This window comes from Nonomuraea sp. N2-4H, from assembly GCF_045291505.1.
GTDB classification, from domain to species: domain Bacteria; phylum Actinomycetota; class Actinomycetes; order Streptosporangiales; family Streptosporangiaceae; genus Nonomuraea; species Nonomuraea fastidiosa.
Window position 1 is genome coordinate 7287853 of the sequence record NZ_CP147987.1, and the last position, 22259, is coordinate 7310111.

The window sequence follows — 22259 nt, forward strand, 5'->3', positions numbered from 1 at the left end:
GCCTAGAGCCCGTCCTGCTCGAACCCTGTGAACGGCCTGTGGAGGCCCTCATGGCCCATGCCATCGCCCTTCTCGCCACCTGCCTACCGTTCGTCACTCTCAGTTACATCATCGTCTGCCTCGCGTCGCCCTGGGGCCGCTGCGCCCGCTGCCGCGACGGACGCAGGAGCCGCACCTGCCGCGCCTGCGACGGCACCGGCAAGCGGCCCCGCCTCGGCTGGCGGCTCTACATCTACGTCCGCCGCCTGTACCGCTGATTCCTTCTTCAGGAGACCCGCTTGCGCGACCTCACCCGCTACGCCCTGGCCGCTGCGGCCCGCGGCTGGCACGTCTTCCCGCTCGCCCCGCACGACAAGCGCCCGCTGCCCGGCTTCACCTCGTGGGAGGCCCACGCCACCACCGATCCCGCGGTGATCCACCACATGTGGGCGCGCGGCCCGTTCAACATCGGCATCGCCTGCGGCCCGTCCCGCCTGGTCGTCCTCGATCTGGACGTGCCCAAGCCCGGCGAGCACCCGCCCGCCGCCTGGGACCGGCCCGGCGTCAACGACGGCTCCGACGTCCTGGCCGTGCTGTGCGAGGAGGCCGGCCAGCCGCTGCCGCTGGAGACGTTCATGGTCCGCACCCGGCGCGGCGGCATCCACCTGTACTTCGCCGCTCCCGCCGGCCTCGACCTGCGCAACACGGCGGGCCGACTCGGCTGGAAGATCGACACCCGCGCACGTGGCGGCTACGTCGTCGCTCCCGGCAGCACCGTCACGCTGCCGGACGGCACCGGCTCCTACGACGTCCTGCACGACCCACCGCCGGCCCCGCTCCCTCCGTGGCTCGCCGACCAACTGGCCGCACCGGTCGCATCGGCGGGCGCGGTCCTGACCGCCTGCGGCGGAGACCGAGCCGCCGGCTACGCCCTGGCCGCACTACGCGGCGAGATCCAGCGCGTCCTGGACGCCCTCCCCGGCACCCGCAACACCACGCTCAACCTGGCCGCCTTCGCCCTGGGCCAGCTCACCGCCGCCGGCCTGCTCCCGCGCGCCCTGGCCGAAGCCTGCCTGCTGAACGCCGCCGAGGCCATCGGCCTCGGCCTGCGCGAAGCCTTCACCACCATCCGCTCCGGACTCGACAGCGGACAACGCCGACCCCGGAGGACAGCTTGACCACCACCGCCGAGGCCATCCTGACCACCTGCAACGCCGCCCAGCAACTCACCGACCTGCACCATCCACCCGCGCCCTGGGACACACCGGCCCCGCTCGGCCGGCGCGGCGACCTGCCGCCGTTCCCGGTGCACGCCCTCCCGGACTGGGTCGCCGACCACGTCAGCGCCGTCGCCGAGGAGACGCAGACCCCGACCGACCTGGCCGGCTGCGTCGCTCTGGCCGCGCTGTCCACGGCCGCCGGCGGGCGCGCCGTGGTGAACGTACGCGGCTCCTGGATCGAGCCGGTGAACCTGTTCGTCCTGGTCGCCATGCCACCCGGCTCCCGCAAGTCCGCCGTCTTCCGCGCCATGACCGCACCGCTCACCCGAGCCGAGAACATCCTCATCGACCGCATCACCCCGCAGATCACCGAGGCGGAGGTAGCCCGCCGCCTGGCCGTCGAAGCCGCGGAGAAGGCCGCCCGCAACGCAGGAGCCGCTCGCGGCGAGGCCGCACCGCAAGCCATCGCCGAAGCACAAAGCGCCGCCCTGGCCGTGGAAGACATCAAGATCCCGGTCAAGCCGCGCCTCATGGCCGACGACATCACCCCGGAAACAGCCGCGAGCCTCCTGGTCGAACAGGGCGGACGCCTGGCCGTCCTGTCCGCAGAAGGCGGCATCTTCGCCACCCTCGCCGGCCGCTACTCCGGCACGCCCAACCTCGACCTGTTCCTCAAAGGCCACGCCGGCGACCCGCTCATCATCGACCGCCGAGGCCGCAGCGAACGCGTCGAAGCCGCCGCCCTCACCATGGGCCTCGCCGTCCAGCCCGAGATCGTCTCCGACATCGCCACCATGCCCGGCTTCCGCGGCAAGGGCCTGCTCGGCCGCATCCTCTACAGCCTCCCGAAATCCAACGTCGGCTACCGCCGCGTCGATCCACCGTCCGTTCCCGAGCCCGTCGCCGCCCGCTACGACACCAACCTGCAACGCCTCACCATCGCCATGCACGACTGGCACGACCCGGCCCGCCTCACCCTCACCACCGACGCCGCCGAACTCTTCACCGAACACCGCCGCACCACCGAACGCCGCCTGCGCCCCGACACCGGCGACCTCGGCCACATCACCGACTGGGCCGGCAAGTTCGACGGCGCCGTCATGCGCATCGCCGGCCTCATCCACCTGGCCACCGACGTCACCTCCGCCTTCCGCCGCCCGATCACCACCGACACCGTCCACGCCGCCATCACCCTCGGCGGCTACTTCGCCGCCCACGCCCTGGCCACCTTCGACGCCATGGGCGCCGACCCCGACCTGGAAGCCGCCCGCATCGTCCATGCCTGGCTGCAGCGCACTCAGACAGCCCGCTTCACCGTCCGCCAAGCCTTCACCGCCCTCCCCCGCACCCGCTTCCGCAAGGTCACCGAACTAGAGCCCGCTTTGGACCTTCTGGAGCAACTCGGCTGGATCCGCCGCGAACCCGAACCGCCCCGCACCGGCCCCGGCCGCCGCCCCTCACCCACCTACGCCGTCCACCCGAGCCTGCACTCCGCCTGACCACTGAGGAACCGCCTATGAAGCCGAGCACCCGTACCGACGAAAAGCTCACCGTCGCCGAAGTCTGCGCCGAACTCAAGATCGCCCGCTCCACCTTCTACGACTGGCGCGCCAAGAAGCAGGGCCCCCGCTGCATCACCCTCGCCAACCGCGAACTCCGCATCCGCCGCTCCGAACTCGACCGCTGGCTCAACGAACGAGAGGACGCCGCCTGATGACCAACATCACCTACAGCGTCCGCTTCTGGGCGATCAAGACGTACAAGGGCCGCAGGGTCACCACCCACACCGTCCGCTGGGTCGTGAACGGCCGGGAATGGAAGGAACCCTTCCGCACCCTGGCCCACGCCGAAAGCTTCCGCGCCCAGCTCATGACGGCGGCCCGGCAAGGTGAGGCGTTCAGCGTCGCCACCGGCCGGCCCATCTCCTGGCGGCGCGAGGAGACGGCCCTCACCTGGTTCGCCTTCACGCTCTCCTACGTCGAAGCCAAGTGGCGCTACGCCGCGCCCAACCACCGCCGAGGCATTGCCGAAACCCTCATCGACGCCACTGAAGCCCTTCTGACCAAGCAGAACGGCGCGCCGAACATCGACACCCAACGGGCCGCCCTCCGCTGGGCCTACAGCGACCGCCTCCGCGGCGCAGCAGAGCCACCCGCCGAGCTGGCAGCCGCGGTGCGCTGGCTCGAAGCCAACACCGTGCCCATGTCGGCCTTCGAGGAACCGGGCAAGGGCGCTCTCCTCACCCGCGGCATGCTCGACCGCATCAGCCAGACGAGAGACGGCAGAACCGCCGCGGCGAACACCGCCAACCGCAAGCGCAGCTGCTTGAACAACGTCATGGAGTACGCCGTGGAGATCGGCGCCCTGTCCGCCAACCCCCTCAAGGCGGTGAAGTGGACCAAGCCCCGCACACTCACCAGCGTTGACCCACGCGTCGTCATCAACGTCGAACAAGCCCGCCGCTTCCTCGCCGCCGTCGAACGCCGAGGCGAACAAGGCCGGCGCATGAAAGCCTTCTTCGGCTGCATGTACTTCGCCGCCCTACGCCCCGAGGAGGTAGTCGACCTACGCCAAGAGCACCTCATCAGTCTCCCCGATACCGGCTGGGGAGAGATGCGCCTCACCCACGCCGAGCCCCGCGCCGGCAGCCGCTGGACCGACAGCGGCAAAGTACGCGAACGCCGCGCACTCAAGCACCGAGCAGACGGCGAAACCCGATCCGTACCCATCCACCCCGAACTCTGCGCCATGCTCCGCGCACACATCAAGGAGTTCGGCACCGGACCCGACGACCGCATCTTCATCGGCCCACGCGGCGGCCTCATGACCGACCGCGCCTACCTCAAGGTCTTCCACGAAGCCCGCGCAGACGCCTTCACCCCAGCGGAAGCCAAGTCACCCCTCATGCTGGTGCCCTACGACCTACGCCACGCCTGCGTCTCCACCTGGCTCAACGCCGGCGTCCCCGCCCCTCAGGTCGCCGAATGGGCCGGCCACAGCGTCAACGTCCTGCTACGCGTCTACGCCAAGTGCATCCACGGCCAGCAGAACGAGGCCATGCAGCGCATCTGGAACGCCACCAAGTCCCGATAGTCAGATTTACCGCCACAATCTGACCGCTAGCCCCTCTCGTAACAGACCAGACAAAAGATGCCAGCTCATCCTTTGTCAACCTGTCGGGCAAAACCGCACTGTGACCTACATCACAAGAAAAACCCGACTATTGGCCATAGAACGCCTAATTGACTCAAGGCGACGATCATGGAAATAGCGTTTCCGCAGGTCAGAAGGATGTGTTCATACGCCTACACCAGGCTACTTCGATCTTGCGGCGCACACCTTGGTCTGACCCATGGCGTTACACTCGTGAATCACGAAAGCCCGGCTACAGAATGTCGGGCTGATGCCTGAGCCATGTCCGTAGCCGGGTTCGCTTACCTGGTCAGTAGCGACTCTAGCATTCGGTCATCAACTCCCTGTCTCCGGGTGCGCTCAGGCATGCGTGCCAGGCCGCAGGAAAGGTTCCTGCAGCTAGTCGCCATTAGGAGCACGAATGTGCCGGTGCAGTGTAAGGGTGGCATTCGCAGGTCGTATGAACGACCGGCATTCGCGCGTACTGCGCCATCTCAGTTGAGACAGTGCCACTCATCCTTCGTACCGCAATGCTCGGCACCGGGTGCTGATGCATCTGCAAACTCGGACAAGTTCCCTGTTGCGGCTGTGAAACCTGCGGGTTCCACGAAACACGTCATCTCTTGACGCATCTTCTTCTCCGCGTGATTTGTCTTGCCATGCGCGGGTCTCCTAGTGCAAGGAGTCGATGATGGCTGGTTCCCAAGCGAAGCTTCGCTTCAACTGCTATCTCCTCAAGGAGGAGGTGACCAACCCCGTACATGCCCTACGCGCGCCGTACCGCCCAGGCGGTTCCAAGGAGATGAGCCGCCTGACGCCCTCGGCTTCAGCCCCGGAGGGAGTTCTCGCATACTTCAGCGCGCGCTCGGAGAAGGTCCCGAAATGGGCACAGGCTCTGCTGCCTACCTTCCCTGACCTCAGCCGAGCAATCAACACCTCGAACCGCCTGGTGGTGTTCCTACCGGTAGCAGGCCGATGCTTCGCACTTTGCTGGGGGTACGGGCAGTCAACCCTCGAGCACACGGCGATCGAGTCGAACTTCGGGCTGCGGTTCGCCGCACGCTGCCTAGACCCTGAATCGGTCCACGAGGTGCGAAGCCGACGCATCGATGCCTCCAGCCGAACGCAGTCGATCCAGGTGCCAAAGGGATCTGATCTGCGGGACATGGACGTCCCCCTTGAAGGAGAGTTCGTCAGAAAGCTAGCTGGCCGTCTGGCCAATGCGGGCATCGAGCTTCCGGATCTCGGCGCAGTCATTGCAACGGACTCGATCGCCTTCAACACCACAACTGATCTCACCTACGTTCAGGCGGTGCTCGCCGACATGATGCGGGAAGTCGAGCAACGCACTGCGCTTGAGGAACTAACCTTCATCGACGCGCTTGAGCCACTACGTTCCAGCGACAACCTGGTTGATCGGCTGGAAGTCCTGCTGATGAAACTCCTGCAGGAGCAAAGCGACACTGATACCGCAGAAGCCGCGCCGCACAACTTGAAACACCACCTCCTGGAGTTTTCACCGCCGGACGATGTCCGAGGTGAGGACATCGAAAGCATAATGATTCAAAGAGGCAGGGCCTCCTTCACAATGCGTGAGGCCACCCTCGCAGAACTCAAGAAGGGAATCTCCGCCCTAGGCGGCAGGCTAGGCAAAAAATCGCTCACTAGTATCAAGCTCATGGCTTACGGCCACGAGGGCGAGCCAGTCAGCATGATGCTGCCTCTGAAGAACTGGCTGGTCTTCGAGGCAGGAAGTGAAGATCGGCGACTAATTCTCACCTTGGGTAAGTGGTTCGCCCTGTCTGAGGACTACACCCGGCAGCTCAACGAAGACCTGCTCAAGATCCCGGTAGTCACAACACGCCTTGCCCTCCCGGCCTGGGACACGGTAGCTCATCCGAAGGAGGGCGACTACAACAAGGCCGTGGCCGACGGCCGACCCGATCTTGTACTCCTCGACCAGGTCGATATCCGTGCTGGCGACAAGGGAGAGATCGAGGCGTGTGATCTTCTACACGAAGAAGGCTATCTAATCCACGTCAAGAAATACTCCGCCAGCCATACGCTCAGTCACTTGTTCGCCCAGGGCACTGTCTCAGCGCAGGCGATCGCCAGCGATGACGTCTACAGGGATTCCTTCATCAGGGTAGTAAGCGAGAAGAACGCTGCCTTCATGAAGGTGGCTGAGAATGCCCCCGAGAAGGTGACGTACGCGATCGCTTTCAAGGGCGCGAAGAGACTTCCCGAAGAACTTCCCACATTCAGCAAGGTCAACCTTCGCGACTTCGTTAAGAGGCTCCGCAACCTCCGAATCGAGGCCAGCCTGTGCAGAATCCAGATCGCTAGGTGACAACACAGGACATCTGCGCGACGACACGTGTCCCGAGAGGGGCAGCAGTCCCAAGGGAATACGTCACGGCCCCGCAGGCCGGCGATGGACCGCCGCACATAGGGCAGAAGGCATGAACCGCCCGCTTGGCCTGAACAACTCTAAACCTGAGGCGAGTCCTCATCGTCGCCTCCCGTTCGGTGCACTTGGACTGACTAACGTCCCTCACGCTCCAATCACGGGTCAACTGGCCTGACTACCGACGACCCCGAGGACCCGCAGCTACTTGCCAGTTGCCCCGCGACGGGCACAGGGCCGGTACAGGATGACGGCCCCGTACCTGCTCGTGGTCTAAGACTTGGCCGCGTATTGGCCGCGAGCGGCCGTAGCACGCCGTTGATCGTCGTAGACGGCCGGACAGAACGAGAGAAGCCCGTCACCGCGTTTCCGCTGGTGACGGGCCTCTTCCCGCTGGTGTGGCAGGTGCAAGGTTCGAACTTGCGTAGGCTGAGCCGACGGTTTTACAGACCGCTCCCTTTGGCCACTCGGGCAACCTGCCTTGCCATCCGCTCTCGCGGCGACAGAAAGAAGGATAGCGGACTTCGGAGGTGTACGTGACACCGGTTTGTCCCGGAGCCGGATCTAATCTGATCTAGGCGGCCCTGACGCCGCCCCGGACTGCGACCGAGCGCTCCCCGGACGCCCCGCGCGGCGCCCCGAACGGCCCAGGCGGTACTCCTGGACGCCCCCGCGCGGGGTGCCACGGGTGCCGCCCAAGCCGGAGGCCCGGACGCGCCCCGTGCGGAGCCCCGGGCGGCCACGCCCAGGAAGCCCGGCCGGCCCGGTGCGGAAAGCCTGGCGCCGGCACGGTGGCCGGCCCGATGTGGGAAGCCCAGACAGCGGCCCCGAGCCAACGAGGCGCGAAGGGGAGGTCTCGGGCGTACGGGAAGGGTCGCCGTACGACGTGACCAAGGGGGCGCGAACCTGCACGGCGGGCCGATGCTGGCTAGGCTCGTGCGCTGGGTCCGTACGTTCGAACGGCCGGGCCGGTTTCACCGCAGCTGAGAGGATGGGTGCTTTGGCCGATTCATCTTTCGACATCGTTAGCAAGATCGACCGGCAGGAGGTCGACAACGCGCTCAACCAGACGGTCAAGGAGCTGGGGCACCGCTTCGACTTCAAGGGGACCGGGGCGAGCATCAGCTGGTCCGGGCAGAACAACATCGAGCTCAAGGCCAACAGTGAAGAGCGCGTCAACGCGGCGTACGACGTGTTCAAGGAGAAGGTGATCAAGCGCGGGCTGTCGCTGAAGATCCTGGACGCGGGTGAGCCGAAGCTGTCCGGCAAGGAGTACCGCCTGCTGGTGAGCCTCAAGGAGGGCATCGACCAGGAGCACGCCAAGAAGATCTCCAAGATGATCCGTGACGAGGGTCCGAAGGGGGTCAAGGCGCAGATCCAGGGCGACGAGCTGCGGGTCAGCTCCAAGAAGAAGGACGACCTGCAGCAGGTCATCGCCATGCTCAAGGGCAAGGACCTGGACATCGCCCTGCAGTTCGTGAACTACCGCTAGCCGGTCCGCGGGCATGCTGCGCCGGCTCGTACGATCGCGGAGAGCGTATTCGGGGCATGCGGCGACCCATCGCGCCGTGTGCCCCGAGCCGCCTCATAACGATCCGGTAAGCGGTGCGTATGCTCCATAGGCGTGGCGAAAATTCCCCTGCGCCGGTTCACGGCCCGCGTGCTGCCCATCGACGAGAATGACCGCGTTCTCCTCCTGCACGGTCTCGATCCGGCCCAGCCGGACAGGCGGTTCTGGTTCACCATCGGCGGGGCGCGCGAGGACGGTGAGACGCTCCAGGAGGCGGCGGCGCGCGAGCTGTACGAGGAGATCGGCGTCAGGGCGCGGCCCGAGGAGTTCACGGGGCCGCACGCCGAGGCGCTGGTCGAGTTCGAGTGGGGCGATTACGCCTTCACCCAGGATCAGGCGTTCTTCGCGATCCGGCTGGGCGGGCAGGCGGCGGTGTCGTTCGATCACATGGAGCAGATCGAGAAGGACACGACGCTCGGGCACCGCTGGTGGAGCGCCGAGGAGCTGGACGCCACCGACGCAACCGTCTACCCCGAGGACCTCGCGGTGATCCTGCGGAAGATCACCACGGGTCCGTAGAGGCGTCAGCGGCGGTAGCCCGCCATCCGCTCGAGGCGGGCCACCCGCTCGGAGGTGGGCGGGTGGGTGGAGAACAGGCGGCCGAAGCCGGAGCCGCTGAACGGGTTCGCGATCATCATGTGCGAGGCCGAGGTCAGGCGGCTGTTCTCGGGAAGCGGAAGCCGGCGCGCGCCCATCTCGATCTTGCGGAGGGCCGAGGCCAGCGCGAGCGGGTCGCCGGTGAGCCGGGCGCCCGATTCGTCCGCTTGGTACTCCCGCGTACGGGAGATCGCCATCTGCACCATGGTGGCCGCCACCGGCCCCAGCACCATCATCAGCAGCGCGCCGACGAAGCCCGGCCCCTCGTCGTCGTCCGAGCCGCCGAAGAACACCGACACGTAGCTGAGCCAGGTGATCATCGTGGCGAGCGCGCCGGCCACCGAGGAGATCAGGATGTCGCGGTTGTAGACGTGGGACAGCTCGTGTCCGATCACGCCGCGCAGCTCGTCTTCGTTCAGCAGCTGGGTCAGCCCGTACGTGACGCACACGGCCGCCTTGCGCGGATTTCTGCCGGTCGCGAACGCGTTGGGCTGCACCGTCGGCGAGATGTACAGCCGCGGCATGGGCTGGCGGGCCTGCGTGGACAGCTCGCGGACGATCCGGTAGAGGGTGGGCTGCTCGACCTCGCTGACCGGCCTGGCGCGCATCGCCGACAGGGCGATGCGGTCGGAGAAGAAGTACGCCACGCCGTTGCTCGCCAGGGCGAGCACGAGCGCGATCCGCACACCGGTGCCGCCGCCCAACCACGCGCCCACCGCGAGAATCAGCGCCGACAGACCGCCGAGCAACACGGCGGTGCGCAGACCGTTGTGGTGCAAGGTCCCCCCTTCGTGGTCCGGGTTCCACCACGTCCAACGTCGATGGCCCGGCTCTTCGTTCCCCAATGTGCTCACGTGGAGGCGCAGCGCGACGCGCCGGGGCCTCAGGCCGGGGCCGAGGTCTCACGCCGGGGCTGAGGTCTCAGGCCAGGGCCGAGGTCTCAGGCCAGGGCCGAGGTCTCAGGCCAGGGCCGATGTTTCAGGCCGGGGGCGGGTTTCACGAGCCAGGACCGAAGGCTCAGGTCAGGGAGGCCATGTCGAGGACGAGCTGCGGCGCGAGTGAGAACAGCACGGCCGCCACCACGGCCACGCCCATGGCGTACCAGGCGGTGGCGGGCGGCGAGAGCGGCGCCCGGCTGCCGGGTGCGAACAGGCGGGCGGTCCAGACGGCGTAGTAGTAGAGGCCGATCACGGTGTTGACGGCCATGACGAGCGCCAGCCAGCCGGCGCCGCCCGCGACGATCTCGCGGAAGACGAACACCTTCGCGAACAGCCCGGCCAGCCCCGGCGGCAGGCCGGCCAGGCAGATCAGGCAGAACGCCAGCGCCAGCCCGGCCGCGGGGCGCCGGAACACCAGGCCGCGGTAGTCGTCGAGCTCGGTCTTGGAGACGAGCATGACGACGGTGAACGCGCCGAGGTTCATGGCGGCGTAGATGACGAGGTACGCGATGGACGAGCGCACCGCGGCCGTGCCCGTGACCGCGAGCGGCGCCAGGATGTAGCCGGACTGCGCGACCGAGGACCACGCGAGCAGTCGTACGACGGAGTGCTGGCGCATCGCGAGCAGGTTGCCCGCGGTCATGGTGAGCGCGGCCACGATGCCGACGATCGGCGCCCACGTGGCCGCCTGCCCGCCGAGCGCGGCGACCAGGACCAGGATCAAACCGGCGAAACCGGACGCCTTCGAGATGACCGAGAGCAGCGCGGCGACCGGGATGGGCGCGCCCTGGTAGACGTCGGCCGCCCATGAGTGGAACGGCACCGCGGCGATTTTGAACGCGAACCCGGCGACCACCAGCACCACGCCGACCGTGGCGACCGCGGGCAGGCCCTCAGGGGCCCCAGGAGCCGCCACCTGGCCACTGAACACTCCGGACAGGCGGGACAGGTAGACCGTGCCCGAGATGCCGTACAGGAGCGACACGCCGAACAGCATGATCGCGGTTGAGACCACCGAGACCACGAACAGCTTCACCGCCGCCTCCGACGCGCGGCCGTCGTAGCGTTTGAGCGCGGTGAGGGCGAAGACCGGGAGGGAGACCAGTTCGAGCGCGACCACGAGCATGATCAGGTCGCGGGAGGCGGGCAGGGTGACGGCGCCGACGATGGTGCACAGCAGGAGGAAGTACCACTCGCCGACGGGGATGCCGCCGCCGGTCAGCTCGGTCATCGACATCAGGACGACCACCGCGGCGGCCACCAGCACCAGCCCGGCGAAGACCAGCGTGAACCCGTCGGCCACGAACGAGCACGTCGCCGCCGTGCCACCGAGCCGCTGCGGCACGCAGAACGTCGACCTCGAGCCCGTTCCCGCCGCCTGAGCGACCACGAACCCGGCCGCGACCGCGATCCCCGCCAGCGCGAGCACCCCGCTGAGCACCGGGCGGGCCGGCAGGAACGCGTCGAGCAGCAGCACCAGGGCCGCCGACAGGGCGAGCACCAGCGGGGGCGCGATCACGAAGTAGTCGATCTGCTGGATCATGACAGTGCTCCCAGCAGCGCCTGCACGGGGGGTGTGGTCAGGGAGAGCAGCAGGCCCGGCCAGAGGCCGAACAGCAGGGTCAGGACCACCAGCGGGGTCCAGGCCAGCCACTCGTTGGGCTTGACGTCGATCGTCGCGCCGGGCGGAAGCGCGGCGTCCGTACGTCCTGCCACGCCGGTCGTCGCATCAGGCGGAAGCGCGTCCGTACGCTCCGCGACGCCGGTCGTCGAACCAGGCGAAAGCGCGGCATCCGCACGCTCCGCCACGTCGGTCGTCGCACCCGGCGAAAGCCCGGCATCCGTACGCTCCGCGACCGCGATCGCCGCGCCGCCGCCCGAGCCGGTCACCGCGCCGGCCCCGTGTCAGTCGCCGCGTCAGTCGCCGCGTCAGTCGCCGTGTCAGCCGCCGGGCCGGTCTCCGCCTCGTCCGCCGCACGCGGCCGTCCGTGGGTGACGCGCGACAGCATGACCAGGAAGTACGCGGCCGTCAGGACCGCGCCCAGTCCCCCGATCACCATGTACGTGAGGAACAGCCCGCGCGGCAGCGCGTCAACGGGCTGGAACGCCCCGAGCAGGGCCAGCATCTCGCCCCAGAACCCGGCCAGCCCCGGCAGTCCCAGCGAGGCGATCGCCGCGAACGTCAGCAGCGAGCCCAGCCTGGGCAGCCGCGCCAGCAGGCCGCCGCCCAGGGCAGGCATGTCGGCGGTGTGGTGGCGTTCCTTGATCGCGCCTGCCAGGAAGAACAGCAGGCCGGTGATGAGGCCGTGAGCGACGTTCGCGAAGAGCGCGCCGTTGGTGCCGACCGGGGTGAGCGTGGCGAAGCCGAGCAGGACGAAGCCCATGTGGCCGATCGACGAGTACGCGATCATGCGTTTCAGGTCGCGCTGGGCCAGGCAGGCGAGGGCGCCGTACACGATGCCGACCACCGCGAATGCCCCCAGCCACGGGGCCGCCGCCTCCGCGCCCTCGGGCAGGACGGGGATGGCGATCCGGGCGAAACCGTACGTGCCCATCTTCAGCAGCACGCCCGCGAGCAGCACCGACCCGACGGTGGGCGCCTCGGTGTGTGCGTCGGGCAGCCACGTGTGCAGCGGCCACATCGGCGTCTTGACCGCCAAGCCCGCCCCGATCGCCACGAACGCCAGGATCTGTACGGACCTCGACATCCCGGCCCCGTGGGAGGCGTTGAGCGCCACGATGTCCAGCGTGCCCGCCTGCGCCCACACCAGCAGCAGGCCGAGCAGCATGACGACCGAGCCGAGCAGCGTGTAGAGGATGAACTTGACCGACGCCGCCCTGCGTCCGTCCCCGCCCCAGATGCCGATCAGGAAGTACATCGGGATGAGGACGATCTCGAAGAAGACGAAGAACAGCAGCAGGTCGAGCGCCAGGAACGTGCCGATCATGCCGACTTCGAGCACGAGCAGCGTGAACACCAGCGCCCGCGGCCTGGCGTTCATGAACTCGCGTGCGGTGCCGCGCCCCCAGCACAGGTAGACGAAGCACAGGAACGTCAGCAACGCCGTCAGCGTGATCAGCGGCAGCGAGATGCCGTCGACGCCGAGGTGGAACCGCATCCCCAGCCCTGGCACCCACGGCAGGTCCAGCTCGTACTGGATCGCGGCCGGGCGTCCGTAGTCGAAGGCCGCCACGAGCACGAGGCTCGCGGCCAGCGTGACGGCCGACAGGATCAGTCCGTACGGGCGGAGCACGGGGTGCAGGGCGCGCGGCGCGATCAGGAGCATCAGGGCCCCCAGCAGGGGCACGGCAAGGAGGACGACCGGGATCCACGCCATCATGTGAACACCACCGCCCCCACTGCGATCAACAGGACCCCGGCCAGGAGGCCGCTCACGTAGAGCTGGACGTTGCCGTTCTGGGCCAGGCGCAGCACCCCTGACAGGCCGCGGGCGGCCCTGCCTGAGCCGCGTACCGCGCCGTCCACGACCGTGTCGTCCGTCCTGACCACCCCTGTGGACAGGGCCAGGATCGGGCGGACGAACAGGGCCGCGTACGCGGTGCCGACGTAGAACGCGCGCTCGCACGGCGCCCGCAGCGGCCCGAGGAGGCGGGCCGGGTCAGCGAGGGGGTCGCTGCGCCAGAACGCGTAGACGACGCCCGCGCCCAGCACCGCGAGCACCACGCTGACGGCGGCCACGCCGAGCTCGACGTGCAGGTCGCCCGCGAACCCCAGCATCAGGGCGGGCACGGCCAGGACCGCGACGGGGACGAGCATCGTGCGCGGGGCTTCTCGGGCGTCCACGACATGGGCGGTGCCGGGCTCCGGCTCCTTGAGCGCCACGGCTCTCGGTTCGCCGAAGAACATGCGCAGCCAGGCTCTGGTGGCGTACGCGCCGGTGACGGCCACGGTCGCGAGCGCGCACCCGTACAGGAGAAGCGCCGCAGCGTCGGTGAGGCTCTGGCCGGACAGAGCGTCGTCCATCGCGGACAGCAGGCCGTCCTTGCTGAAGAAGCCGCTGGCCGGCGGGAGGCCCATCAGGGCGGCGAACCCGATTGTCATCGCCACGAACGTCACCGGCAGCTCCCTGCGCAGGCCGCCCATCCGCGTCATCAGGTTGGAGCCGACGTGGTGGATCACCACGCCCGCGCACAGGAACAGCAGCGCCTTGAACGCGCCGTGCGTCAGCAGGTGGAAGACGGCCGCGATGTCGGAGCCTGCCGCGAGCCCGCCGGCCATGTAGGCGAGCTGGCTGACCGTGGAGTAGGCGAGGACGCGCTTGAGGTCGTCCTGGGCGAGCGCGGCCAGCGCGGCCCCCAGCATGCCGAGCGCCGCGATGACGGCGAGCACGTCGAGCGTGGGCCGCGCGGCCACGAACGCCGGGAACAGCCTGGCCACGATGAAGATGCCGGCCGCGACCATCGTGGCGGCGTGGATCAGCGCGCTGATCGGAGTCGGGCCCGCCATGGCGTCCGGCAGCCATGTGTGCAGCGGCACCTGGGCGCTCTTTCCCCCGACGCCCGCCAGCAGCAGCATCGTGGCCGTCACGAGCGTCGCCGCGGACATCTCGGGCACCTTCGCCAGGACGTCCGCGATGCGGAAGCTGCCCGCCCCCATGCCCAGCACGAAGATGCCGAACAGGAAGCCGACGTCGCCCAGGCGGGTCACGAGGAAGGCCTTCACCGCGGCGCGCGAATTGCCGCGATCCTCCCACCAGTGGCCGATGAGAAGGTATGAGCAGAGGCCCATGATCTCCCAGCCCACGTAGAGGACGAGGAGGTCGCCCGCGTACACGACGAGGAGCATCGCGCTGGTGAACAGGCTGACGAAGGCGCTGTAGGAGGGGTAGCGCGAGTCGTCTTTGAGGTAGCCGACCGAGTAGACCTGTACGGCCAGCGCCACGAGCGTCACCAGGACGCCTAGGACGGCGGAGAGCGCGTCGGCCTGGAGGGTCAGGGAGATCGGGACGCCGCCGGTGATGATCGTGCCGTAGGTCTGGCCTGTGGGCGGGGGGTGCTGGGCCCCCGTGAAGTAGGAGAAGCCCGGCGTCCACGCCAGCCAGACGGCCAGCACGGCTGAGGCTGCGGTGGAGACGACGGCGATCCACGCCGCCCTGCGGGAGCCAGCCGTACCGGCAGTGCCGGCGCGGGAGCCAGGGGCACCAGCAATGCCGGCGCGGGAGCCAGCCGTACCGGCAGTGCCGGCAGCGGTTGTGCCGTCGGTACCGGCAGTGTCGGCTGCGTCAGCCGCGCGAGCGGCGCCTGTGGTGCCCGCCGGTGGCCTGCCGGGACGCCAGCGGGAGAGCAGCAGACCGGCCGCCGCGGCGACGAACGGCAGAAGCACGGCCAGCAACGGGAAGTTCGTCATCAATCACCACCGCCTCGGTTGACGCGGTGCTCGGACTCCTCCGGGAGGTGCTCGGCAGGCTGATCCGCCTGCATGCCACGCTCCGCAGGCGGATCCGGCTGCAGGCCGTACTCAGCAGGACCATCCGGCTGCAGGCCGCGCTCCGCAGGACCATCCGGCTGCGGGGCGCGCTCCGCAGGATGATCCGGTTGCGGGCCCGAGGCGGGTCCAAGCCGTGCAGCGGCAACGCCCGGCTCAGAAGCAGGTTCGGTCTCCGGCTGCCCAGGGGCAACGTCGGCCTCCGGAGCGGGCGCCGCCTCGGGGGCCGAAGAAAAGTCCGGCTCCGAACCCGTCGCAGCATCGGGTCGCCTAGAAGCGACGTCCGACGCCGAAGCCGACGCGAGCTCTGGTCGCACAGAAGGGCCGCCGACCGACTGAGTGGGCGTTTCTGCGGGGGCGAGGACCGCCGGCTCGGTGGGCGTTCCTGCGAGGTCGAGGGCCGCCGGCTCGGTAGGCGTGCCGGTGGGGTCGGGGGCGGGTTCGGTGAGGGCGCGGAGGTGGTCGATGTCGATGGTCTGGCGGTTGCGGTAGAGCGCCAGGACGATCGCCAGGCCCAGCCCCACCTCGGCGGCGGCGATGACGATGACGAAGAGGGTGAGCACCTGCCCGCTGTGCAGACGGTCGCCCAGCCACACGTCGAACGCCACCAGGTTGAGGTTGACCGCGTTCAGCATCAGCTCGACCGACATCAGCACGAGGATCGTGTTGCGCCGCGCGAGCACGCCGTAGACGCCGATGGAGAACAGGAGCGCGGAGACGACGGCCGGATAGACGATGTGCACTACTGCCCCCCGGTCTGGTCGGGAGAGGTGCCGCCGACAGTACGGTCGTCCGACGACGGCTCCGCCGTCTGATCAGGCGGTGCGGCGGCTACGGGCTCACCTGGAGGCGGCGTGCTCTGCGGGTTGAGGCGCGCCGTGCCGGAGTCGCCGCCGTCCGGTTGCTCACCCGGTGTGCCGCCCGAGGCGGGTGCGGGGCCGCGGATGTCGGTGCGGGATAGGACGATGGCGCCGATCAGGGCGGCCAGCAACAACACTGACAGTGCCTCGAAGGGCAGGACCCACGTGGCGAAGATGCTGGCGCCGAGCTCTCCTGCGGCGCCGGGGCCCGGGGTGAGGGGTGTGTAGGCCGTACGGAAACCATCGATCACGACCGTGACGAGGATCGCCGCGGTCGCCACCGCCACCACGGCGGCGACCACTTTGTTGCCGCTGTCGAGGTCGGCTGAGCGGCCGATGGGCGCCCGGGTGAGCATGAGGCCGAACAGCAGCAGCACGATGATCGCGCCCACGTAGATGAGCACCTGGACCCAGGCCACGAACTCGGCCGTGAGCACGAGGTAGCCTCCGGCGAGCGCACCGAAGCAGACCACGAGCCAGAGGGCCGCGTGGACGATTTGCTTGGTCATGACGACGAGCAGCGCCGATCCAACCGCTACCGCTCCCAGCAGCAAGAAGACGATCTCTTGCCCGGTGGGTGACAGGTAGGAGGGCACCGCCTCGGTCACGACTCCTCCTCGGACTCCCTCGGCTCGTCAGGACCGAGCCGCCCTGGGGGCCTGATGGACCGTGGATCGGCCATCCTGCGCCGGCGGCGGCTCGCGGCAGAAGTCTGCCCTGGCTGATCGGGCTTCGGCGGCGGCTCGCCCTCGGCTGTGGACAACTTGCCTGGAGGTGGGTCGCCTGTGGATGAAGCCCCGTCTCGGTCTTGCGTTACGGGCTTGTCTTGGGTTGTGAGGTTGTCGCCTTGAGCTGTGTCGTTGCCTGGAACTGCGTCGTTGTCTCGGGGTTGTGCCTCGTCTCGTGCTTCTCGTGCCTCGTCCGAACGACCGTCGCCGGCCTCAGCGCCATCTGAGCGCACGTTGCCGGAGCCCGCGTCACCGGAGCGCGCGTTGCCAGGGCGGGTGTCGCCGGAACGCACCTCGCCAGACCCGGCATCACCGGAGCGGGCGTCGCCAGAACCTGCGTCGCCGGAACGCACCTCGCCAGAGCCCATGTCACCGGGGCGGGCGTCGCCGGGCTGAGGGGCCTGCCCTGGGTAGGTGGGACCTCCCTTCGCCTCTTCGGCGGGCGCCTGGGACTGAGTGGCCGGGGTGACGGTAGGAGTGTCCGGGGTCGGCAGGGAACCCGGAGGGCGGATTCCCCGTACGTTCGTCATCACGCGGCGAGCACGGCCACCCGGGCGGGACGGCCTGGTCGTGGGGCCCGGCTCGGCCGACGGAGTGCCCTGGGCGGTTCCGGACGCCGACGTGGCTTCCCCACTCACGCCGGACGCCGACGTGGCTTCTCCGCCCGCGCCGGACGCCGACGTGGCTTCCCCGCCCGCGCCGGACGGTGCTCTGGTGTCCGCAGCGGCGCCGGACGACCGTGTCCCGCCTTGATCAGCAGCGGACGGCGGCGTCATCCCCCGCCTGCGGATGACGACGGCGTGGTTCCCCTGCTAGCGCCGGGCGGTGGCACCGCTCCACTCTCGGTGCCAGGCGTCGACACAGCCCTCTGCTGGGTTCCAGGCGTCGCCTCGGCTCCCTGGCCTGTGCCGGGAGTTGCCTCGGCTGCCTGGACCGTGCCGGACGGCGGCTTGGTTCCCTGGTCCGTGGCAGGAGCCGAGGCGGCCGCCTGGCCCGTACCGGAAGCACCCTGTGACCGGGCCGCGGGCTGGTCGGCGGCGGGGCGGGGGCGAGGGGTACGAGCGGGGCGGCGGGCGGCCGTCAGCTCCTTGGGCGGTTCCGCGCCCGGATCGTGGGCGGGCGGCGGAGGGACGGTCTGCACCCAGGCGCCCAGTTGCTCCTTCTCGTGAAGGAGGTCACGGATGTCGCCTTCCGCGTACTCGAACTCCGGCGACCAGAAGAGCGCGTCGAACGGGCAGACCTCGATGCAGATGCCGCAGTACATGCACAGCGAGAAGTCGATCGCGAAGCGGTCGAGGACGTTGCGCTGCCTGGGGCGGCCGCCCTCGGGGGCCGGGATCGTCTCCTTGTGCGAATCGATATAGATGCACCAGTCGGGGCACTCTCGGGCACAGAGCATGCAGGAGGTGCAATTCTCCTCGACCAGTGCGATGACCCCGCGGCTCCGGGGCGGCAGGGCGGGCTTGACCTCGGGATATTGCTGCGTAACCGACTTACGCAGCATGTGGCGAAGGGTGATCGACAACCCCTTCACCAGTCCCACTCCCGGCATCCGCCCCATGTTCAACATCATGGCGCACTTGGGGGCGGACGTGAATGAGGGAGTCGGTTGTCCCCAGGTTTTCCACAGCTATCCACAGACTGAGGGCTAGTTATCCACAGACTGTGTGCATGCCCGGAATGAACCGATCGCAGGGCGATAGTCTCTCGGCCATGCAGCACAGCGATCCGATCCGGCCGAGTGGCCTGCGGTGGGCGGCCGCCGTTGTGTGGGCCTGCCTGCCGTTGGTCACCTGCGGCGTCGCGACCCCGGTCACGATGGGGATCGCGGCCATCTGGCTGCGCAACGTCTGGCATGGGGTCGCTGCCTGCGTCTATGCGGTCGGCATCGGGTCGTTCGTTCTGACCGCGCTCACGTACGAGTACGAGCTCGCTCCTACGGAGCTGTCGATGCTCGTCACCCTCGGACTGGTGGTCAGCTGGATCGGCGGGACCATCCACTCGGGGATCCTGGTGCCGTCCATGGTCAAGGCGCGGCTGGGCCCCGCCCCGATGGTCCATGCGCCGCTGCCGCCCGCCGACGTACGGCATCGCCCTGCCGAGTTGCGTCACACTCCTCCAGCCGAGTTGCGGCACACCCCTCCCGCCGACATGCGGCACACCCCTCCCGACGTGCGGCAACGCATAACCGCGCCCTCCCAGCGGCGGCCGCCTGAGCAGCCGGAGTGGATCGGGCATTACCGCGTGCTGCGGCAGCTCGGGCGCGGCGGTCAAGGGGCCGTCTACCTCGCCATGGCGCCCAACGGGACGCAGGTCGCGGTGAAGGTGCTGCACGATCTGGTGGACGAGGTGGCGCGGGCGCGGTTCGCGCGGGAGGTCGAGTCGGCGCGGCGGGTGGCCACGTTTTCCACAGCCCGGGTACTCGACGTGAACATCGGGGGGCAGCACGCGTACATCGTCAGCGAGTACGTGGACGGACCGTCGCTGGAGCAGCTCGTCAGGACGCACGGTCCCCGGGACGAGGACAGCCTGACGCGGCTGGCTTTATCCACAGCCGGGGCGCTGGCGGCCATCCACAAGGCCGGGGTCGTTCACCGGGACTTCAAGCCGAGCAACGTGCTGATCGGGAACGACGGGCCGCGGGTGATCGACTTCGGCATCTCGCGGGCGCTCGACCAGGTGACGATGACGTCGGGGAAGATGGTGGGCACTCCGCCGTACATGTCGCCCGAGCAGCTCAAGGGCGAGCCTGTGGGGCCGCCGTCCGACGTGTTCAGCTGGGCGGTGACGATGGTGTTCGCGGCGACCGGGCGGCCGGCGTTCGGGGAGGACACGGTGCCTGCCGTGTTCAACCGGGTGCTCAATCACGAGCCCGATTTGTCGGCGGTGCCGCCCTCCTTACGCGGCATCGTTGGCGCCTGCCTCAGTAAGCAGCCTGCGGATCGTCCGTCTGCTTCGGATGTGATGTTGTCGATTGTGCGCTGAGCTTCGGGGGTCAGCGGCCCTCGCCGGAGCTCAGGCGGTCGTTGTTCGTCGGGGTCTCGGTGGCCGGGGGTCACGGTGGCCGGGGGTCACGGTGGCCGGGGGTCACGGTGGCCGGGGGTCACGGTGGCCGGGGGTCACGGTGGCCGGGGTCTCGGTGGCCGGGGGTCACGATGGCCGCGGGTCACGATGGCCGCGGGTCACGATGGCCGGGGGACGCAGGTAGCACGCGGATGGCGTCAGGTGAGGACCTTGACGAGGCCGGTGAGGGCGAGCTGGACGAGGGCCAGGGGGACGAGGACGGCCCAGGCGAGCTTCTGGAGCTGGTCTTCGCGGAACCGGGGGAAGGTGACGCGGAGCCAGATGACGACGAAGGACAGGAAGAAGACCTTGGCCAGCGTCCAGATCCAGCCGGGCAGGAACGGGCCGTGCCAGCCGCCGAGGAACAGCACGGTGGTCAGGAACGACAGTACGACGATGCCGACGTACTCGGTGAGCATGAAGAGCGCGAAGCGCATGCCGGTGTACTCGGTCATCGGGCCCATGATGATCTCGGACTCGGCGATCGGCATGTCGAACGGCGGTCGGCGCAGCTCGGCCAGGCCCGCGAGGAAGAAGACGACGCCGCCGATCGCCTGCCAGGGCAGCCACCACCACTGCCAGGCCTCGACGATCCCGGGGAGTGACAGGGTGCCCGCCGCCATGGCGACCGAGGAGGCGGCAAGAACGAGGGGCAGCTCGTACGACATGAGCTGGGCGGCGGAACGCATGCCGCCGAGCACCGAGTATTTGTTGGCCGACGCCCAGCCTGCGATGATCGAGCCGAGCACGCCGACGCCCATGACGGCGAGGACGAAGAACAGGCCGAGGTCGAGGTCGACGGCCACGAGGCCGCGGTCGAGCGGGATCGCGATCAGGACGACGAGGTACGGGACGAGCGCCACGCCTGGGGCGATCATGAAGATGCGGCGGTCGGCCGCGGCCGGGATGACATCCTCCTTCTGGGCGAACTTCACGCCGTCGGCGATGAGCTGCGCCCAGCCGTGGAAGCGTCCCGCGTACATGGGGCCGAGCCTCGACTGCATGTGGGCCATGACCTTGTGCTCCGTCTGACCGACGATCAGCGGCAGCACCAGGAACACGACGAGGATGACGACGAAGCTCAGCACCACGTCAAGCATCAGGAGGCCCCCAGTCGGCTGGAACTCCGGGCGGAAGGGTCTTGCGGCGGCTCGGGGCGCCGTGTCCTGATTCGCCGGGCTCCTTGGCGCCGGGCCAGGGCTTGGCCACGCGGGCGGCGAGAATGAAATCCTTGCGCAGCGGGTGACCTTCGAAGCCGTCGGGCAGCAGCAGCGGGACGAGGTTGGGATGCCCGTCGAAGATCACGCCGAACATCTCGTACGTCTCGCGCTCGTGCCAGTTCGCGCCCCGGTAGATGGGCACGGCGGTGGGGAGGTGCGGGTTGTCGCGCGGTACGCGGGTGCGCAGGAGCAGCCTGCTGCCGGCGCTCGCGCTGTAGACGTGGGCCACGACCGCGAACGCCTCCGGTGGCTCGTCGACGCCGGTCAGCCAGTCGAAGAAGGCGTAGTCGAGGGTGTCGCGGACGAATCGGAGGAGATTCGTCCAGTCGGACGGCTCCACGTCCACCGTGGTGTCGCCGTAGGACTCCGTGACCTGGGCGCGGTCGCCGAAATGGTCCGCCAGCCGGGCGGCGTGGTCGGCGTTCACGCCTGCTCCCGGCCCGCGGGCGGCTCGTCCGCGTGGGGGCGCGACCAGACGTAGCGGTCGGTGAGCTTCTCGCCGGCGATCTTCTCCTGGAGCTTGGTGATGCCGTACAGCAGGGCCTCGGGGCGCGGCGGGCAGCCGGGGACGTAGACGTCGACGGGGATGATCTGGTCGACGCCGTTCGTGACGCAGTAGGAGTCCCAGTACGGGCCGCCGCTGTTGGAGCAGGCGCCGAACGAGATGACGTACTTGGGGTCGGGCATCTGCTCGTAGAGGCGCTTGACCGCCGGGGCCATCTTGTCGGTGACCGTGCCCGAGACGATCATCAGGTCGGCCTGGCGCGGGCCGTTCGCGAACGGGATCACGCCGAACCGGATGAAGTCGTGGCGGCTGGTGGACGCCGCGATGAACTCGATGGCGCAGCAGGCCAGCCCGAAGTTGAACACCCACAGCGAATAGCGGCGGCCCCAGTTGAGGATGAAGCGCATCGGCTTGGGCGCCAATCGCGAGACCGGGCCCACTGTGGGCATCGGGAGGTCCGTTGCTGCCATATGGCCATTCTTGCGCGGATCAGGATGCAGGCAAAGAAAGGTGTGCGGGGGGTGGTGCGGCCGAGTCTCGTGGGGGTCAAGTTCTCTCCACGAAGTGCGCGGGGTTCCGGCGGCGGCCCAAGCG

Annotated in this window: 19 protein-coding genes, 1 tRNA gene and 1 pseudogene; 9 read left to right on the forward strand and 12 right to left on the reverse strand. The window is 68.9% G+C overall.

Features of this window, described 5'->3' with window-relative positions:
* Positions 1 to 50 precede the first annotated feature (50 nt).
* The 6 genes from WBK31_RS33580 (at position 51) to WBK31_RS33605 (ending at position 6681) form a co-directional block, all read left to right on the forward strand.
* The gene (locus WBK31_RS33580) at positions 51 to 257 is read left to right on the forward strand and encodes a hypothetical protein (protein ID WP_406673716.1); all 207 of its coding nucleotides are present in this window, start codon (positions 51 to 53) and stop codon (positions 255 to 257) included.
* Positions 258 to 278: 21 nt separating this feature from the next.
* On the forward strand, positions 279 to 1157 hold the full coding sequence (locus WBK31_RS33585) for a bifunctional DNA primase/polymerase (protein ID WP_406673717.1): 879 nt from the start codon (positions 279 to 281) through the stop codon (positions 1155 to 1157).
* On the forward strand, positions 1154 to 2698 hold the full coding sequence (locus WBK31_RS33590; protein ID WP_406673718.1) for a YfjI family protein: 1545 nt from the start codon (positions 1154 to 1156) through the stop codon (positions 2696 to 2698). The genes WBK31_RS33585 and WBK31_RS33590 overlap by 4 nt, the downstream gene beginning before the upstream one ends.
* A gap of 17 nt (positions 2699 to 2715) precedes the next feature.
* Entirely contained in the window at positions 2716 to 2913 is a 198-nt protein-coding gene (locus WBK31_RS33595; RefSeq protein WP_406673719.1) for a helix-turn-helix transcriptional regulator, read from the forward strand.
* The gene (locus WBK31_RS33600) at positions 2913 to 4292 is read left to right on the forward strand and encodes a tyrosine-type recombinase/integrase (RefSeq protein WP_406673720.1); all 1380 of its coding nucleotides are present in this window, start codon (positions 2913 to 2915) and stop codon (positions 4290 to 4292) included. The genes WBK31_RS33595 and WBK31_RS33600 overlap by 1 nt, the downstream gene beginning before the upstream one ends.
* A 727-nt stretch (positions 4293 to 5019) precedes the next feature.
* On the forward strand, positions 5020 to 6681 hold the full coding sequence (locus WBK31_RS33605) for a DUF6119 family protein (RefSeq protein WP_406673721.1): 1662 nt from the start codon (positions 5020 to 5022) through the stop codon (positions 6679 to 6681).
* 456 nt (positions 6682 to 7137) lie between these two features.
* Here the strand turns inward: WBK31_RS33605 and WBK31_RS33610 are convergent.
* Positions 7138 to 7219, reverse strand: a tRNA-Tyr gene (locus tag WBK31_RS33610).
* Between the two features lie 510 nt (positions 7220 to 7729).
* Between WBK31_RS33610 and WBK31_RS33615 the strand changes: the two genes are divergently transcribed.
* Positions 7730 to 8230 (forward strand): YajQ family cyclic di-GMP-binding protein, encoded by a 501-nt coding sequence (locus WBK31_RS33615; RefSeq protein WP_406673722.1) that lies wholly within the window; start codon positions 7730 to 7732, stop codon positions 8228 to 8230.
* 132 nt (positions 8231 to 8362) lie between these two features.
* Positions 8363 to 8827 (forward strand): NUDIX hydrolase, encoded by a 465-nt coding sequence (locus tag WBK31_RS33620; RefSeq protein WP_406673723.1) that lies wholly within the window; start codon positions 8363 to 8365, stop codon positions 8825 to 8827.
* Positions 8828 to 8832: 5 nt separating this feature from the next.
* Here the strand turns inward: WBK31_RS33620 and htpX are convergent, their stop codons facing one another.
* The 8 genes and pseudogenes from htpX to WBK31_RS33660 all read right to left on the reverse strand — a co-directional run bounded on the left by htpX (position 8833) and on the right by WBK31_RS33660 (position 18438).
* Positions 8833 to 9684 (reverse strand): zinc metalloprotease HtpX, encoded by an 852-nt coding sequence (gene htpX / locus WBK31_RS33625; protein WP_364062537.1) that lies wholly within the window; start codon positions 9682 to 9684, stop codon positions 8833 to 8835.
* 238 nt (positions 9685 to 9922) lie between these two features.
* The gene (locus WBK31_RS33630) at positions 9923 to 11386 is read right to left on the reverse strand and encodes an NADH-quinone oxidoreductase subunit N (RefSeq protein WP_406673724.1); all 1464 of its coding nucleotides are present in this window, start codon (positions 11384 to 11386) and stop codon (positions 9923 to 9925) included.
* Positions 11383 to 11733: a hypothetical protein gene (locus tag WBK31_RS33635; RefSeq protein WP_378785996.1), complete on the reverse strand. Its 351-nt coding sequence runs from the start codon at positions 11731 to 11733 to the stop codon at positions 11383 to 11385. Before WBK31_RS33635 ends, WBK31_RS33630 begins: the two co-directional genes overlap by 4 nt.
* Positions 11730 to 13184 carry a NuoM family protein gene (locus WBK31_RS33640; RefSeq protein ID WP_406673725.1) on the reverse strand — a complete coding sequence of 485 codons (1455 nt, stop codon included), beginning with the start codon at positions 13182 to 13184 and terminating at the stop codon, positions 11730 to 11732. Before WBK31_RS33640 ends, WBK31_RS33635 begins: the two co-directional genes overlap by 4 nt.
* A complete protein-coding gene (locus tag WBK31_RS33645) occupies positions 13181 to 15211 on the reverse strand; it encodes an NADH-quinone oxidoreductase subunit L (protein WP_406673726.1) in 2031 nt (676 codons plus the stop codon). Before WBK31_RS33645 ends, WBK31_RS33640 begins: the two co-directional genes overlap by 4 nt.
* Before the next feature lie 524 nt (positions 15212 to 15735).
* Positions 15736 to 16032: pseudogene (gene nuoK / locus WBK31_RS33650) on the reverse strand (NADH-quinone oxidoreductase subunit NuoK); the annotation flags it as partial.
* Positions 16032 to 16757 (reverse strand): NADH-quinone oxidoreductase subunit J, encoded by a 726-nt coding sequence (locus WBK31_RS33655; protein ID WP_364062525.1) that lies wholly within the window; start codon positions 16755 to 16757, stop codon positions 16032 to 16034. The pseudogene nuoK and the gene WBK31_RS33655, both read right to left, overlap by 1 nt.
* A gap of 892 nt (positions 16758 to 17649) precedes the next feature.
* Positions 17650 to 18438 (reverse strand): 4Fe-4S binding protein, encoded by a 789-nt coding sequence (locus WBK31_RS33660; RefSeq protein ID WP_406673727.1) that lies wholly within the window; start codon positions 18436 to 18438, stop codon positions 17650 to 17652.
* A 152-nt stretch (positions 18439 to 18590) separates the two neighbouring features.
* On the opposite strand from WBK31_RS33660, the gene WBK31_RS33665 reads away from it, so the two are divergent.
* A complete protein-coding gene (locus WBK31_RS33665; RefSeq protein WP_406673728.1) occupies positions 18591 to 19862 on the forward strand; it encodes a serine/threonine-protein kinase in 1272 nt (423 codons plus the stop codon).
* A gap of 236 nt (positions 19863 to 20098) precedes the next feature.
* On the opposite strand, the gene nuoH is transcribed toward WBK31_RS33665, so the two are convergent.
* Genes nuoH through WBK31_RS33680 form a run of 3 tightly spaced genes read right to left on the reverse strand, consistent with a single transcriptional unit; the run spans position 20099 to position 22135 of the window.
* Positions 20099 to 21040, reverse strand: a complete 942-nt coding sequence (gene nuoH, locus WBK31_RS33670) for an NADH-quinone oxidoreductase subunit NuoH (RefSeq protein ID WP_406673729.1) — start codon at positions 21038 to 21040, stop codon at positions 20099 to 20101.
* Entirely contained in the window at positions 21033 to 21587 is a 555-nt protein-coding gene (locus tag WBK31_RS33675) for an NADH-quinone oxidoreductase subunit C (protein WP_406673730.1), read from the reverse strand. Before WBK31_RS33675 ends, nuoH begins: the two co-directional genes overlap by 8 nt.
* Positions 21584 to 22135: an NADH-quinone oxidoreductase subunit B gene (locus WBK31_RS33680; protein WP_378785992.1), complete on the reverse strand. Its 552-nt coding sequence runs from the start codon at positions 22133 to 22135 to the stop codon at positions 21584 to 21586. Before WBK31_RS33680 ends, WBK31_RS33675 begins: the two co-directional genes overlap by 4 nt.
* Positions 22136 to 22259 lie beyond the last annotated feature (124 nt).

What these genes read in the sequence shown, in the direction of transcription:
- WBK31_RS33580 (WP_406673716.1), top strand. Translation starts at nt 51, where the DNA reads ATGGCCCATGCCATCGCCCTTCTCGCCACCTGCCTACCGTTCGTCACT.
- WBK31_RS33595 (WP_406673719.1), top strand. Translation starts at nt 2,716, where the DNA reads ATGAAGCCGAGCACCCGTACCGACGAAAAGCTCACCGTCGCCGAAGTC.
- WBK31_RS33600 (WP_406673720.1), top strand. Translation starts at nt 2,913, where the DNA reads ATGACCAACATCACCTACAGCGTCCGCTTCTGGGCGATCAAGACGTAC.
- WBK31_RS33605 (WP_406673721.1), top strand. Translation starts at nt 5,020, where the DNA reads ATGATGGCTGGTTCCCAAGCGAAGCTTCGCTTCAACTGCTATCTCCTC.
- WBK31_RS33615 (WP_406673722.1), top strand. Translation starts at nt 7,730, where the DNA reads ATGGGTGCTTTGGCCGATTCATCTTTCGACATCGTTAGCAAGATCGAC.
- WBK31_RS33630 (WP_406673724.1), bottom strand. Translation starts at nt 11,386, where the DNA reads ATGATCCAGCAGATCGACTACTTCGTGATCGCGCCCCCGCTGGTGCTC.
- WBK31_RS33640 (WP_406673725.1), bottom strand. Translation starts at nt 13,184, where the DNA reads ATGATGGCGTGGATCCCGGTCGTCCTCCTTGCCGTGCCCCTGCTGGGG.
- WBK31_RS33645 (WP_406673726.1), bottom strand. Translation starts at nt 15,211, where the DNA reads ATGACGAACTTCCCGTTGCTGGCCGTGCTTCTGCCGTTCGTCGCCGCG.
- WBK31_RS33660 (WP_406673727.1), bottom strand. Translation starts at nt 18,438, where the DNA reads ATGGGGCGGATGCCGGGAGTGGGACTGGTGAAGGGGTTGTCGATCACC.
- WBK31_RS33665 (WP_406673728.1), top strand. Translation starts at nt 18,591, where the DNA reads ATGCAGCACAGCGATCCGATCCGGCCGAGTGGCCTGCGGTGGGCGGCC.
- nuoH (WP_406673729.1), bottom strand. Translation starts at nt 21,040, where the DNA reads ATGCTTGACGTGGTGCTGAGCTTCGTCGTCATCCTCGTCGTGTTCCTG.
- WBK31_RS33680 (WP_378785992.1), bottom strand. Translation starts at nt 22,135, where the DNA reads ATGGCAGCAACGGACCTCCCGATGCCCACAGTGGGCCCGGTCTCGCGA.